This window comes from Methylobacterium sp. WCS2018Hpa-22, assembly GCF_031843785.1.
Lineage (GTDB): Bacteria > Pseudomonadota > Alphaproteobacteria > Rhizobiales > Beijerinckiaceae > Methylobacterium.
This window is the reverse complement of sequence record NZ_JAVTJA010000003.1, coordinates 204,195-217,793: the sequence shown is the minus strand read 5'-3', so window position 1 is coordinate 217,793 and position 13,599 is coordinate 204,195. Positions and strand designations below refer to the sequence as shown.

At 65.7% G+C, this 13,599-nt stretch carries 14 protein-coding genes; 6 read left to right on the top strand and 8 right to left on the bottom strand.

The genetic code is table 11. The features are described from left to right. Positions 1-23: 23 nt before the first annotated feature. Complete coding sequence (locus tag RQI43_RS05525) at positions 24-896, bottom strand: type 1 glutamine amidotransferase (RefSeq protein ID WP_311274497.1); 873 nt, start codon at positions 894-896, stop codon at positions 24-26. Positions 897-1,203: 307 nt separating this feature from the next. Here RQI43_RS05525 and RQI43_RS05520 point away from each other — a divergent pair, with 307 nt between their 5' ends. Beyond that, positions 1,204-1,587 (top strand): hypothetical protein, encoded by a 384-nt coding sequence (locus RQI43_RS05520; RefSeq protein WP_311274496.1) that lies wholly within the window; start codon positions 1,204-1,206, stop codon positions 1,585-1,587. Between the two features lie 154 nt (positions 1,588-1,741). Here RQI43_RS05520 and RQI43_RS05515 read toward each other — a convergent pair whose 3' ends face one another. Beyond that, positions 1,742-1,933, bottom strand: coding sequence for an Rmf/CrpP family protein (locus RQI43_RS05515; RefSeq protein ID WP_244477943.1), 192 nt, complete (start codon positions 1,931-1,933; stop codon positions 1,742-1,744). 254 nt (positions 1,934-2,187) lie between these two features. Here RQI43_RS05515 and RQI43_RS05510 point away from each other — a divergent pair, with 254 nt between their 5' ends. Continuing rightward, on the top strand, positions 2,188-2,856 hold the full coding sequence (locus RQI43_RS05510) for a DUF4142 domain-containing protein (protein WP_311274495.1): 669 nt from the start codon (positions 2,188-2,190) through the stop codon (positions 2,854-2,856). A 59-nt stretch (positions 2,857-2,915) separates the two neighbouring features. Here RQI43_RS05510 and RQI43_RS05505 read toward each other — a convergent pair whose 3' ends face one another. Beyond that, a complete protein-coding gene (locus tag RQI43_RS05505; protein WP_311274494.1) occupies positions 2,916-3,794 on the bottom strand; it encodes a DUF4336 domain-containing protein in 879 nt (292 codons plus the stop codon). Positions 3,795-4,063: 269 nt separating this feature from the next. On the opposite strand from RQI43_RS05505, the gene RQI43_RS05500 reads away from it, so the two are divergent. From RQI43_RS05500 to RQI43_RS05490, 3 genes are all read left to right on the top strand, one after another. After that, positions 4,064-4,267 carry a hypothetical protein gene (locus RQI43_RS05500; RefSeq protein WP_056434273.1) on the top strand — a complete coding sequence of 68 codons (204 nt, stop codon included), beginning with the start codon at positions 4,064-4,066 and terminating at the stop codon, positions 4,265-4,267. A gap of 498 nt (positions 4,268-4,765) precedes the next feature. Beyond that, the gene (locus tag RQI43_RS05495; RefSeq protein ID WP_311274606.1) at positions 4,766-6,226 is read left to right on the top strand and encodes a DUF2252 domain-containing protein; all 1,461 of its coding nucleotides are present in this window, start codon (positions 4,766-4,768) and stop codon (positions 6,224-6,226) included. A 74-nt stretch (positions 6,227-6,300) separates the two neighbouring features. Beyond that, on the top strand, positions 6,301-6,510 hold the full coding sequence (locus RQI43_RS05490; RefSeq protein WP_056434160.1) for a hypothetical protein: 210 nt from the start codon (positions 6,301-6,303) through the stop codon (positions 6,508-6,510). A gap of 96 nt (positions 6,511-6,606) precedes the next feature. Here RQI43_RS05490 and RQI43_RS05485 read toward each other — a convergent pair whose 3' ends face one another. The 5 genes from RQI43_RS05485 to RQI43_RS05465 all read right to left on the bottom strand — a co-directional run bounded on the left by RQI43_RS05485 (position 6,607) and on the right by RQI43_RS05465 (position 12,125). Further along, positions 6,607-7,308, bottom strand: a complete 702-nt coding sequence (locus RQI43_RS05485) for a sensor histidine kinase (protein WP_311274493.1) — start codon at positions 7,306-7,308, stop codon at positions 6,607-6,609. Positions 7,309-7,348: 40 nt separating this feature from the next. Next, positions 7,349-8,092, bottom strand: a complete 744-nt coding sequence (locus RQI43_RS05480) for a Crp/Fnr family transcriptional regulator (protein ID WP_207411347.1) — start codon at positions 8,090-8,092, stop codon at positions 7,349-7,351. A gap of 131 nt (positions 8,093-8,223) precedes the next feature. Next, positions 8,224-8,595 carry a response regulator gene (locus RQI43_RS05475; protein WP_311274492.1) on the bottom strand — a complete coding sequence of 124 codons (372 nt, stop codon included), beginning with the start codon at positions 8,593-8,595 and terminating at the stop codon, positions 8,224-8,226. Next, positions 8,546-11,494 (bottom strand): PAS domain S-box protein, encoded by a 2,949-nt coding sequence (locus RQI43_RS05470; RefSeq protein WP_311274491.1) that lies wholly within the window; start codon positions 11,492-11,494, stop codon positions 8,546-8,548. The genes RQI43_RS05475 and RQI43_RS05470 overlap by 50 nt, the downstream gene beginning before the upstream one ends. 229 nt (positions 11,495-11,723) lie before the next feature. Then, positions 11,724-12,125 (bottom strand): response regulator, encoded by a 402-nt coding sequence (locus tag RQI43_RS05465; RefSeq protein ID WP_311274490.1) that lies wholly within the window; start codon positions 12,123-12,125, stop codon positions 11,724-11,726. Positions 12,126-12,469: 344 nt separating this feature from the next. Between RQI43_RS05465 and dinB the strand changes: the two genes are divergently transcribed. Continuing rightward, positions 12,470-13,561, top strand: coding sequence for a DNA polymerase IV (gene dinB / locus RQI43_RS05460; RefSeq protein ID WP_311274489.1), 1,092 nt, complete (start codon positions 12,470-12,472; stop codon positions 13,559-13,561). Positions 13,562-13,599: the final 38 nt, after the last annotated feature.

The following is a 13,599-nucleotide window of genomic DNA, read 5'->3' as shown; positions in this document are numbered from 1 at the left end:
GGATGGGGTTCTGTCACGCGCGATCAGGGCGCCAGTGACCGTCCATACCTCAGCAAGGCGTCGATGAAGTTCTGGATTTCCGTCTGGCGCCGCTCGGGGTCGGTGACTTGATCGTCGAGTCCCAGCCGCCAGGCGAGGTCGCGCCGGTCCGGCTCGCGATGGAGGTTCTCGACCAGGGCGGCCTGCGCCTCGACCTCGGCGGGGGACAGGGCGAGCCCGCTCTCCACGAGATCGTCGGCCTGGCGGCGCAGGGCGCCCGCAACCTCATCGAGGCCGATTTCGGGGTGGTACTGCACGCCCCAGAAGACACCCCCGTCATGGCGGATCTCGGCGGCCTGGACCGTGGTACCCCGGTTGCTCGCCAGGAGGGACGCGCCCGCCGGCAGAGTCTCCACCTCGTCGGTATGAATGCTCGGAGCGTCATAGGCGGCGGGTCGGCCGGCCAGCATGGGATGGGCACGGCCACTCTCGGTGGCGGTGATGCGGCGGGCAAAGCCAGCCTCCGGGCCGTGAAGGTTGCGTCGCACGGTTCCGCCGGCTGCGACAGTGGCGAGTTGCAGGCCGGCGCAGGAGCCGAAGGCGGGGGTGCCCGATGCGAAAGTGGCCCGCATGAAGGCGACCGCGCGCCGAACTTCCGGTGTCTCCTCGTAGAGGGCGAGCGGCGAGCCGCTGAAGAAGACGGCATCGTAGCCGCCCGGCGTTTCACCCGGCGGCAGGGCGCTGTCCGCGTCGGCCGGCGTGACCCGGTGACAGGTCGCGCCGGGTGCGAGCCGAGCCAGGAGATCGAGATAGGTTTCTCCGGATGACCGCCCGACGCTTTTCCGGCGTTCGTCGCGCGCTTCGGGAGGCTCGCTTTCGGCGATCAGGAAGCGCAACCCGGCTGTGGTGACCTTCAAGGAAACGCGTGCTCCGGAGAGTTATTCTCCGGTACCCGAACCGGTGGCGGCGATCCGCGTTCCAGCCTCGGCGAACCTGCCGCAGGGGGCTCTACGGTCCGCGCCACCAGCGTCGCGCTCATGACGCGTGGGGGGATCTGCGCATCATGGCTACGGTTCCGAAGTCCAGTCCCGGATGTTCCGCCGAGACGGAGAGTCGGCTTCGTTTAAGATTTTCTCCGGGTCCGACACATCCAAAACGAAGGTCCGGGAGTTTTCAGGGCAAGCCGTCTTCGGGCGGCGTGTCTCGTGACTGAAGGAGAAGACGATGAGACTGCTCGCCTTGGGCGCACTCTCTGCGCTGACCCTGGGAGCTTGCTTGAGCGTCGGTTCGGTGACTGCACAGGCCGGCGATTACGGCTATGGCGGCTACGATGAGCCCGCGACCGTGGTCACTCGGCGCACGGTTGTCGAGCGCCAGGTCGTTCGCCCGCAACGGTTCGTGCGTGAGGAGATCATCGAGCGACCGCCGGTCTATGCGCCGCGCCGCGTCGTCCGCGAGGTGATCGAGGAAAGGCCGGCCGTCTATCGGCCGCGTCCGGTGGTTCGGGAGGTCATCGTGGACCGGGAGCGCGTCTACGACCATCGCCCTTATGGTCCTCGTCCGGTCGGGTTTCGGCACTCTGGGCCCGATTTCGAGCCTTACGATTGACAGTGGCCGACAGGGTGTAAGCCCGTGGGACAGTGCGAGGGGCCTGTGAGGCCCCTCGTCACGCTCAGACGGGGCCTCGCTGAGGCTGACACTATCGAGGCTGACTTGCCGAGACCTTGCCGCTTCAGGCCTTCCCACTTCAAGCCTTCCCACTTCAAGCTTTGCCGCCCTCGCCTTCCCTGACCGCCGCATCATATCCGGCGATCCATTCCGCATGCGCCTCGGTGCCCTCGGCATAGGGGCAATCCTCGCGCCTCAATCCCTTGCCGGGGGCGTAGTAGCCGAGGGCGCGGTGGTCGAGGTTGTCGTCTGGAGGCTGTGTCATTGCCGCAAGGTAGGGCGCCATGAGCCCGGTCCAAGAGGGCGAAGCCCGATGAAGGGCTGCGGCGGAAAGCTTGAGCGCAACAATCGCTGTATCAGGCTATTTGATCCGGGACCCCAAATATCGTGCGATGATTGATATTTGCTATAAACCTTCTATAATTGACGCGATGTCGCCATTTATTCTTGGAACATTGCTTGATCAGCATGGTTTTTGGCTGAGCACCTAAAGCTAAGCTACATCGGCGAGGTGCCCCCTCAAGCACTCGGAGCACTGCAATGCATCGTCGCGCCTTCGTACTTGGCATGCTCACGGCCACCGCTTCCCTTGCCGTCACCCGCACCGCGGCGGCCCAGCCTGTTCCCGGTGGTGGCATGCCCGCCCCGGTCTACCTCAACATGGCGACCAAGGGCGGCTTGTTTCTCGAGAACTCGGCGCGTGATGCGTTCGACAAGACGACGAACCCTCGGGTGAAGAAGTTCTCCCGCGCGGAGGTGGTCGAGCAGGTAAACCTGTCCCGCAAATTGGCTCCCTATTCGGAGGGGTTGGCCTCCGCGGCGGCAGGCGGCCCTCCCGGCCCCGGAGGTCTCATCGGGGGACTCGTCGCGGCGCCTCTGGCTGTCGCGGGTGGGGTGGCCGGCGCCGCTGTCGGTGTCGCCGGCGGTGCGCTGGGGGCCCCTCCGCCTGGCGGCATGACCACGGACGAGCAGAAGGCTCAGCTCCTCTCGCAGCTTGCCGCGACCCAGCCGGGCCCGCAATATGATGCGGCCTTCGTGAGCGCCTCGCTGCAAGGCCACCAGGAAGCCTATGCCATTCATGGCTCCTACGCCGAGAGCGGCGAAGATCCCCAGCTCCGCCGCATTGCCCAGGGCGCCATCCCGCTCATCCGGCTCCACATTTCCCAGCTGACCAAGATGCAGGCGATGATGGGCGGTCAACGCGGCTGACCGTCCCGGCGTTGCAGCGCGTGAAGGGCTCGGCGGGGTTCCGCCGGGCCCTCTCCGTTTCAGGAACGGCGGCGCCCTCGTCTGACCCACGCAACGAGCGCGGCGACGCCGACAAGGGCCGCGCCGGCGAGGACGGCCCGGGGCCATGGAGCGACGGAAGATGGGCCGCTCGGCCGGGACAGAAGTCGCCCGCTGCCGCTGTCGGGTCCCAGAAGCCATGAGAGCGAGCGGCGCAGTTTCGCGGCCGCGTCACGGTCGAACCATTCGCCGTGCGTGAAGATCACTCTCTCCGGCTCGAATCCCACCAGACGTTCGGCCGCTCGCGCGACCTCGCTACGGTTCGCGCGCAGAAGAAGCCTGAGATAGAGCGGCGCCTTTCCGTCGGGGGAGACGATCCCGAGCATGCGGGCCAGGGACCGCGGCACGGCGGACAGATCATCCGCCCGCAGGTTGATGATGAGGTCGGTGAGGAGAAGCGTGCCGCTCGGTCGGTGAAAGAGGCAGACCTCTTTGAACACGGGGCCGGCGACAAGCACCTGGTCGATCTCGTCGGCCCAGAGGCGGGGCGGTCTGTTCCCGAGCTCGGCGTCGATCCGGACACCGGAGCGGCGAACCTGGCCACGATCCTCGAGTCCCGGGACCGCCCAGGTGATCGCGTTCGGACAGGCCGCCTGCCAATCCCGGAGGAACATCCAATGGCCGACGCTCGGGGCCACGAGATGACCGATGCGGCCGAGTTCCTCCAAGCCGCGCTGAAGGCTTGGATTGTACGGGATGGGCGAGTGCAGGAGCAGTTCGCCGCCCGCCAACCGTAGAACCGTCATGCGGATCGGCAACGGTATCCCGCCCGCAGGGATGGGGGCCGCGTCCACGATCCAGACGCCATCGGCAACCTGTTTCAGGGTATTCAGAGGTGGATAGCCGGTTTCGTGCGCCACGCCATGGATCTCCGGGTTCGCTGTCCATTAGAGGGTGAAACGTAGGAACCGGGCGCGAGGGTCCCATCTTGGGCGTTACTCGACGCTCGAAGGCTCTGTCCTCGAACCTGCGGCACGAGATGCCTTCTGTAGCGTCGGGAGTACCGGCTATAGCCGGTGGCCGGGGAAGCGGGCCACTAAGTCGCACACGAAAAGCCCCCGAAACCCGTCGGGCGCCGGGGCTTTTCCGCGCATTGATGCGTTGGCCGCTGCCGAACAAGGAGACCCTCATGGCAGCGAATGACAAGGCCACGACCTACACCCTGAAACAGGCCCTCGCGGCGAAGGTTGGCGACCACGTCGAGATCGCAGTGGAAGCCGAGGACGGGACCAAGTTCAAGATCGTGGCGACCGCCGAGCAGCTGGACGCGCTCACCGGCGATCTGGAAAGCATCCTCGACGAGGACGACGCAAAGGTCGAGGCCGCGGAGTAACCGCGATCCGGCACGGTGATCATTGATTATTAACTATATTGCCCCCATCTAGGGGACATACCGATCGCGACCTCGTCGCTTCATCGGAGACGGCCACGATGCCGGGACAGGGTGACGCCGGATGTACGCGCACTTTGACCCGGCCTTCGTGGCTGTTGGCTTTGACAGGAGCCGGGAACTCTTCGCTGAGCTTCCAACGCTACGTTTCTTCTGTCCGACATCATGTCATCCATGGGCGGGAAAGCATGCGCCGCACGGTCGACCGACCCGTGAGCGAGGTGGAGTGACGGGCGGCCCATCCGCCCGCCTCGGTCTTTCCCATCGCTGATGTCTTCTCTTCGCGACTCTGTTCGAGACTGTTCGCGATGATGTGTTTCGTGAGATGTCGAATGAATGCAAAAGCTGCCGGCATCGTGTTGCCCGCGATCCACCCCCGTTCTAATCCATCGCTTTGAGAAGGATCGCGACTTGGATCGATCGACGGATGTTTCCGACGTCATACACGCCGAGCCGAACGATGCCGTCGAGACTGGGCCGGACGCTGTCCTGGAACCGTTGGCGGACTTCCCCCATATCGATCTCCGCACCGGGGTAGAGCCCTGGGAGAAGCGTCGGGCCGCCGGCAAGACCTTGCGGGGGAAAGTGCCTCACGCGGTCCATGCCTCTCTCGACATCGGCTCCGACCGTCCCGATCCGGTCTCGCTGATCGAGGGCGCTCATGATGGCAGGCAGGCCCATCTGATCCCGCTCAGGGTCGCCCGCATGGCGAGCTCCCCGTTCGCCTTCCTGCGCGGCGCAGCGCATGTGATGGCCTGGGACCTGGCGCAAGGACCGCACGGGACGATCGACGTCGTGATGAACGGCGACGCCCACATCTCGAATTTCGGATTGTTCGGGACACCGCAGGGCGAGGTGGTGTTCGATCTCAACGATTTCGACGAGGTGACGATCGGGCCCTGGGAATGGGACCTGAAACGGCTCTGCGCCAGCATCGAGGTGGCGGCGCGCGACGATGGCGTACGGGCCGTGGAGCGGCGAGCGGCCGTGCTCGCGGCCGTTGCCGGGTATCAGCATACCATGGACGATCTGGCGCCCCGTGGTTCCCTCGACGTGTGGCAGCGGGCGGCGCGGGCCGACCAGCTCGAATTTTCCGGTATCGAGATCGACGCGCAATCCCAGACGGTGGTGCGCAAGGCCGTCGAGAAGGCGCGCCGCAAGAACAACAAGAGCCTGCTCGACCGGGTCGGCGAGCGACGCACGGATGGCAGTTGGCGCTTCAGCGAGGAGCCGCCGATCCTCATGCGCGTCGACGACGAGACGCGCCAGAAGGTGACCTCGGGCCTCGAACGCTATGCCGAGACCTTGCCGCGCGAGCGCCGCTTCATGCTCAACCGCTATCACGTGGTCGATGTGGCCCACCGGGTGGTCGGTGTCGGAAGTGTCGGAACCCGCGCCTACGTCGCCCTGCTCTGCGGCAATTCCGATCAGGACGCGCTCTTCCTTCAGGTCAAGGAGGCCGTTCGCCCGGCCCATGCGCCCTATCTGACCGGCATGCCCGAACCCTATGCGAGCCACGAGGGCGAGCGCGTCATCTACGGGCAGAAGCTCCTGCAGGCGGTGGGAGACCCCCTGCTCGGTTGGACGTCGATCGACGACCGGCCGTTCTATGTCCGCCAGATGAAGAACATGAAGGGGGAGATTCCCATCGCCAGGATGGCAGGGCAGCCCTTGCTGTACTTCTCCCACGCCTACGGCGCCCTCCTCGCTCGGGCGCATGCCCGTACGGGTGATGCGGCCGCCATCGCCGGCTATTGCGGTCATGACGGGCGGGCGGATCTGCGCGAGGCCTTCGCGGACTGGGCGCACGCCTACGGAGATCAGAACGAGGCGGATTACCGGGCGTTCCTGTCCGCGATTTCTGATGGCAGGCTCGAGGCCGCGCCGGATTCCTGCCTCTGATCGGGGAGGCGGGAGGGATGGGCGCCTCGGCCCATTGCCCTATCTCGCCATGGTCGCCGAGCAGGGAACCGATCATGAGTACCGAACGCGCCGAGGGCTACCACGAGGCATTGTCGAGCGTCAGAACCACGATCCAGCGACGCGTGAAGGCCGCCGACATATCGCATGAGGGGAAGCTGGAACTCCTCGACCTCCTGTCGATGCTGGACGATATGCTGAATTCGGGCAAGCGGGACGAGGATGCCGACCGGTCCCCACCCGTGCCCCTGAGCGGCAGCTTCTGACCACCCGTCGTCACCGCGGGGAGGTTTGATAGCGAACGCGGTCCGATCCTCCGGACGGTGCCGAGCAGGCATCGTCGAGACGGCATCGATTCCCTGCTAAGGGTGCCCATCCTTCTTCTCGGGGAGCGAAAGGGGGACGGCGTCCCCCTGCAGGGTCCGGCTGGTGAGGGGCATCGCCATACGGTAGCGTAAGCCGTCGGGCGTGAAGGTGAAGCTCGCCTCGGCCTTCAGGTTGTGCGCTAGCATCTCGCCCAGAACCACCGTGCCAAAGCCCTTGCGGCGGGGCTCGCGCTCGTCCAGCGGCACGCCACGCTCCACCCAGTCGAACACGAGGTAGGGGCCGCCATCCCGCTCCTCGATTTTCCGCTCCTCGATCCGCCATGTCACGGCCAGGCCGCCCCCTGGCGTAGACAGGGCCCCGAACTTGAGGGCGTTCGTCGAAAGCTCATGCAGCGCGAGCGCGAGGGGTTCGGCCGCGCGCAGATGCAGCCGCAGGTCCGGTCCGTCGACCTGCGTGCGTCCATCCTGGTAGGCGAGCGCGCTGGTGAGTTCGTCAGTGACGAGGCGGTCGAGATCGACCCCGGCCAAGGGGTTCTGGATGATGACGTTCTGCACCCGGGCCATGGCGGCCAACCGCCCGTCGAGATGCGCGGTGTAATCCTCCAGGCTCTCGCTGAATTCGGCCGAACGCCGCGCGATCATGCGCATCGTCGCCAGCGTGTTGCGCACTCGGTGCTGCAATTCGGCCAGCAGCACCACCTGCTCTTCTGTGTCCCTCGGGTTGGATCCCATCGTCATCGCAGCTCCACGGCATGCTTGAGGCAGAACCGGTTCAGGATCACATCGATCCGTTGGCATCGAAATGATGGCCTTCGTGGTCGAGGTGAAGATAACTCGGATTGAACAAGGATGCCCTCTGCAGGGCAAGAAAGTCGGGAATGGTCAGGCGCCCACCCTTCAGCACGATCAGGCCGGCGCGTCGCAATTCCTGCAGCGTGCGGTTGATGTGCACGTTCGAGAGCCCGAGCGCATCCGCCAGTTCCACCTGCGTCAGCGGCAGGTCACAGGTGGTGCCCTCCGTCAGGCCGACGCTCTGCAAGCGCAGGAAGAGTTCGCAGAGGAGATGACCGACGCGCTCGAAGGCCGTGCGCTGGCCGAGATTGACCGTCCATTCGCGCTGGACCGCGACCGTCACCAGGGTGTCCCACCAGAGTGCCTTGGTGAGCCGCACATTGTCGTTGGCGATCTGTTCCAGCGCGGCGCGCGAGATCTCCGCCAGTTTGACGGGGGTGAGGGCAACGATGGAATGGTCCATCTCGCGCAGGAGATAGACGTGGCTGTCGCAGAGATCGCCGGGCACGAAGAAGGAGATGATCTGACGCCGGCCATCGTCGAGCTGCTTGTAGCGACAGGCCCACCCTTCCAAGATCAGGTTGACGTGATGAGGATCGTCACCTTCGCTGATGATATCGGAGTGTTTTGCAAAAATCCGCTGCTTGCTGGCCGCGATTTCCAAGGCCTGCCGGTCGTCATGCGAGAGCTTGGTGAAGTGCTCAAGCTTGCGAAGGAGATGTTGCGGCATGCTTTCCTCGTCGTGCGCAGAGCACGAATAGAGAATTGCCCACACACAATAATTTACTTGTGTTAAGTTTTCGGGGAGCTTCTCATTGACCCCCCTGGAAATGAAAGCAAGACCTTGCACGGGTGCCGCCGTCAAGCCTTGAGGAGCGTCCCGATCGCGGCAAGCACCGTTTCGGGCTCGACCGGCTTTTCCAGGCGGAGAACATGGGCGTAGGCGTCCGGGATGACGCCTTGGTCGTAGCCCGTCGTGAAGACGAACGGCACGGATCGGGCGATCAGAACGTCCGCGAGCGGGTAGACGCACTCGCCCCCGAGATTCACGTCCAGACTTGCTGCATCCGGCTTCGTACGTGCCTCCAGGATCTGGAGGCCGCTCCGCACGGAGGCGACCGGGCCCAGCATTTCAGCTCCGGCATCCTGCAATTCGCGCCGCAACTCGTCCGCCAGAAAATACTCATCCTCCGCGACGAGGATGCGTCGGCCTTGGAATATGCTGTGCGGCATCGGTGTCCTTCTGGCGGATCGTGCGTTCCGATACGGGAAGTGCAATGGTGCAGTGAATGCCGTCGGCTTCCATCACGTAGGTTGTTCTGGCCCCGAGTTGGTAGGGCAATGCCCGTTCGATTAGTTCGCGGCCGGAGCCGCCTCCCTGCGGCTGATCATCCCGCGATGGCATCCGCACGCCGTGCTCACGCCAGTCCACATGCAGCCATGGGCCATCTTCCGGTCTGGGATACTCCACGTGCCAGCGAATTTCGAGGCGTGCCTGCCGCTGCGCGAGCGCCCCGTATTTCAGCGCATTCGTCGCCAGTTCGTGCAGGGCCAGGGCGAAGATCTGGACCGTCGAGGAGCGCAGCGCGATCGCCGCCGGCCCGATCATGCTGACGCGGGAGGCCCCGCCGTCGAGCGCGGCCACTTCGCTCCGGATCAACTCGTCGAAACTGACTCTCTCACCCTCGGCGAGGCGGGACAGTAATCCCTGCACACGGGCGAGGGCCGCCAGGCGCGGGCCGTAGCGCGCCCGGAAATCGGCGAGATCCGTGCTGTTGCGCAGGGTCTTGTCGACGGTGGCGCGCACCACGCCCATGAGATTGCGGGTGCGGTGCTGCAACTCCGCCACGAGCACGCTCATATGCTCGGCCGTCTCCTTCTCCTCGGTGATGTCCCGGCCGACGCCGCCGATCCAGCACACGGCACCGGCCGCGTCGCGCATGGGAAAATCGGTGTCCCGCAGCCAGCGGATGCCGCCGTCACTGGGCCGCCTGACGCGATACTCGAAGGTGACGCTCTCGCCCGTCCGGACCCGTTGCAGGCTCTCGACCGCACGCTCGCGGTCTTCCGGCACGATCAGCTCGACCCAGCTGGTCATGTGGTCGCCGGCGACTGCCGTCGCACGGTCGAGACCGTAGATCGTCTCGAAGGCAGGCGTGAGATAGACCCACTGGAAGGTCGAGGCGTCGCGCATCCAGAGCACGTTGGAAGAGGCTTCGCCGAATTGGCTGAGGCGCTCCTCGCTCTCGCGCAACGCCGTCTCGGCTTTCCTGCGCGCCGTCACATCGCTGGCCGTTCCCAGCCATTCCTTGATCTCGCCCCACTCCGTGAGCGTCGGCACGGCACGGGACAGGCTCCAGCCGAGCGACCCGTCGCTGCGGATCACCGCATGTTCCAGCTCGAAGATTGATCGCGTCGCGATTGCCCGGTCGATGGCGGCGCGGACCTCCGCTTGGTCGCCGAGGCGGATGTAGCGGTCGAGCCAGGTCTTGTTCGGCTGGTCCGTGGCGCTCCGGAAGGCGCGTCCCTCCAGCCGTTGCAACTCGGACCAGTCCGGGCTCATCCGGTAGACGACGTCCGAACTGGCGGTGACGAAGGCACGGAAGCGCTCCTCGCTCTCCCGCAGGGCCGCCTCGGTGCGCTTGCGAGGTTGGATGTCCTTGAACAGGATGGCGACCCGCTGCTGTTCGGTGGTGCCGACGCGAAAGGCATAGACGTCGTACCAGCGCCCGATGGCGCTCGACCGGCGTTCGAACCGTTCCGCCACGCCGTTCAGGGCGATCCGGCCGAACGTCTCGAACCAGTTCGCCTCGAGCCCGGGGAGCAACTCCCGCATCGTCCGGCCGACGGCGTCGCCGAGCCCGGTCTGGTGACCGAATGCAGGATTGACGGAGAGGAACCGGTAATCGACCGGACGCTGCCGGTCGTCGAAGATCATCTCGACGATGCAGAAGCCCTCGTCGATGGAGTTGAACAGATGGCGGTACATCGCCTCGCTCTCCTCCAGTTTCGTTTGCGCGACCTCGTCTTGCAGCCGCAGGATCTCCTCCTGAGCCGCCTTCCAGGCGGTGATCTCCTTGGCGGTGGTCGCCACGCCGTCGCCGAGTTTCACCACCGATTGGTAGAGCCAGCCGTCTCCCCGCTCGTGTGCGTAGCGGCGTTCGGCGACCGAGGACCGGCCTGTCTGCACGACCTGCCGAAAAGCCTCGAAGGTCCCTTCCTGAACCACGCCCGGACTGCGTTCGAGGAGGCTTTGTCCCCTCACCTCGCCGAGGTGCCGTTCCGACGTGTGGTTGTTCAACCGCCAGCGGAAATCGACGATCTCGCCCGAAGCGTCCCGGACAGCCTCGAAGACCTGGATCATGTCCATGGAACTGTCCAGCGTAGCCTGCAGCAGGTCACGGCTCAGCTTCAGCTCGGCCGTGTGCTCCCTCACCTCCCGTTCCAGTTCGGCACGATGCCACGCTTCGGTTTTGCGGAGTGCGTCATGGGCTTCCGTCAGGGCGCGGGTACGGTCCATGACCCGCTGCTCCAGTTCGCTCCTGCCGGCCCGTGCCTCATCGAGGGCGCCGGTCATGGCGTAAGCGGCGGAGGCGAAGTGCGTCAGCCGAGTGAGGAGCCTGAGATCCTCGCCGTCGAAGCCGCGATCGGGGTCATGGATACCGGCCCAGAGCGTACCGACCGGCTCATCGCCGGCACGGAACGGCACCAGCAGGAGTTCCCGGATCAGCGGCTCGACACGGGCGGCCGGGAAGCGGGTATGGGGGCGGGAAAGCAGCAGGGGAATATTGCGGCTCACCACGAGTCCGCAGGGGCTCTCGTCGAAGGAGATCGAGCCGCCCATATGGGCGGCCCATGGTCCTGCGATTGCCGGCCAGTGGAAGGTTTTCGTCGGCTCTCCCGACCCGAGAATGCTGATGCCGGCCGACTCGGCCATGCCCATCTCGACGACGAGATCCGCCAGGCGCTGCAGGACCGTGTCCGGCCGGACGGCCAGCGCCTGGGCCAGTTCGGCCAGCGCATGGGCTTCCGCCTCGTAGTCGGGAGGCCGTACGGGACGCCTCAGCAACGCGTCGGTGATCAGGACCTCTTCGAGGCCGGCCAACGCATCCGGTGACTCCGTGAGGGTCATCTCTCTTGGGTGCTCGTCGTTCGTTCGAGGTCGAAGCAGCCAGGAACACCGACAGCGTACTCAATTTCGCTCGCCAGCGCGAATGTCATCAATCTTTCCGCGACAGGGCTCGCTGAATCAATTTATACTTGTGTCGAACGCCGAATACGCATCGTTCCGATCTCCAGGGCACCGCTTTCTCTCGAGACGGACCGATCGACGTCGAGGGGACGAGCCGGCGGTGCGCGGCCTATCCGTCCGCGTCCGGCCGGGATGCCCGGTCGCCGAGGATGAGGTCGAGCTCCCGAAAGACCGCCGCATTGCTCACCGGTTTCTCCAGCCGCCGGGCGGATGCGTATCGGTTCGGGATCGTCGCCAGATCGTAGCCGGTGGTGAACAGGAACGGTACGTCGAGGGCACGGAGGGCGTCGGCCACCGGGTAAACCTCGTCACCCCCGAGATTCACGTCCAGGATGGCGGCGTCGGGCGGCATCGGGCCTTTGAGGAGGGCGAGGGCGCCCTCGAGGGTGGCGATGGGACCGAGCACCTCGGCGCCGGCATCGGACAAACCGCGCGACAGTTCGTCGGCCAGGAAGTACTCGTCCTCCACCACCAGGATACGCCGGCTGCAGAGCGTCCGCTTCGGCATCATGTCTACTCCCTTCCCCCGTTGTGAAACGGATGGAACCATGATGCCGTCAACGTCATCTTCTTCCATCACGTAGATTGCTTATGCGTCGAACCAGTCGGGCGGGGGGCGATTACTCAGCCCACCGGCCGGATCATCCCGTTTATAACGATGCGCTCCTGCGTGGGAGCGGACCCTGCGGGCGGACGAAACACGTCATGCGTCTTGAAACCGGTTCGGTTCGATGGCTCGCCGGCAAAGGCCGGATCCTCGTCGCCGGTTGACCCGAGGGCTGAAAATCGCGAGGAACAAAGGCCGAACGCGTTGCCTGCCTGCTGCCCCGTGCACCGATGTGACAGCCCGATCCGATGTCGAGCCCTGCCGACACTGCCCCCGTCCGCAAGATCATCCATATCGACATGGATGCGTTCTACGCATCCGTCGAGCAGCGCGACGATCCGGCTCTGCGAGGGCGGCCCCTGGCGGTCGGCGGGTCGCGCGAGCGCGGCGTGGTGGCGGCTGCCAGCTATGAGGCGCGAGCCTTCGGTGTGCGCTCGGCCATGCCCTCCGTCACGGCCCGGCGCCTGTGCCCCGACCTCGTCTTCGTCAAGCCGCGCTTCGAGGTCTATCGGGCGATCTCCGAAGAGATCCGCGCGGTCTTTGCCCAGCATACCGCGATCATCGAACCGGTGGCCCTCGACGAGGCCTATCTCGACGTCACCGAGAACCTGCAGGGGCTGGCCACCGCCACCGAGGTGGCGCGGGTGATCCGGGCGGAGATCCTCGCGCGGACCGGTCTCGTGGCATCGGCCGGCGTCTCCTACAACAAGTTCCTCGCGAAGGTCGCCTCGGACTTCCGCAAACCCGACGCGCTGTTCGTGATCACGCCCGTGATGGGCCCTAGCTTCGTCGAGGATCTGGCCATCGGCCGGTTCCACGGCGTCGGCCCCGTCACCGAGGCGAAGATGAAGCGCCTCGGCATCCTCACCGGCCGCGACCTGAAGGCCCGCTCCCTGGAAGAGCTGCAGGCGGCCTTCGGCAGCTCGGCGGCCTATTATCATTCGGTGGCGCGCGGCATCGACGAGCGGCAGGTGCGTGCCCATCGGATTCGGAAGTCGGTGGGGGCGGAGACCACCTTCTCGGAGGACCTCACCGAGTTCGATGCCATGGAGGCGCGACTGGCGCCGCTCATCGACAAGGTCTGGGCGTCCTGTAGCGCCAAGGGCGTCGCCGGCCGCACCGTCACGCTGAAGGTGAAATTCTCGGATTTCGTCCAGATCACTCGGGCGCAGTCCTTCGAGGCCCCGGTCGCCGGCCGCGATACGATGATGCACACGGCGCTGGGATTGCTGCGCACGGTGTTCCCGCTCCGCCGCAGCGTTCGCCTGCTCGGCGTCTCCCTGTCGGGCCTGCAGCAGGGCAAGACGGAGGGACCGCGCCAGCTCGGGCTCGCGATCTGATCCCGGCAGCGGGCAACGGCGGATGACGATTGCCGCGC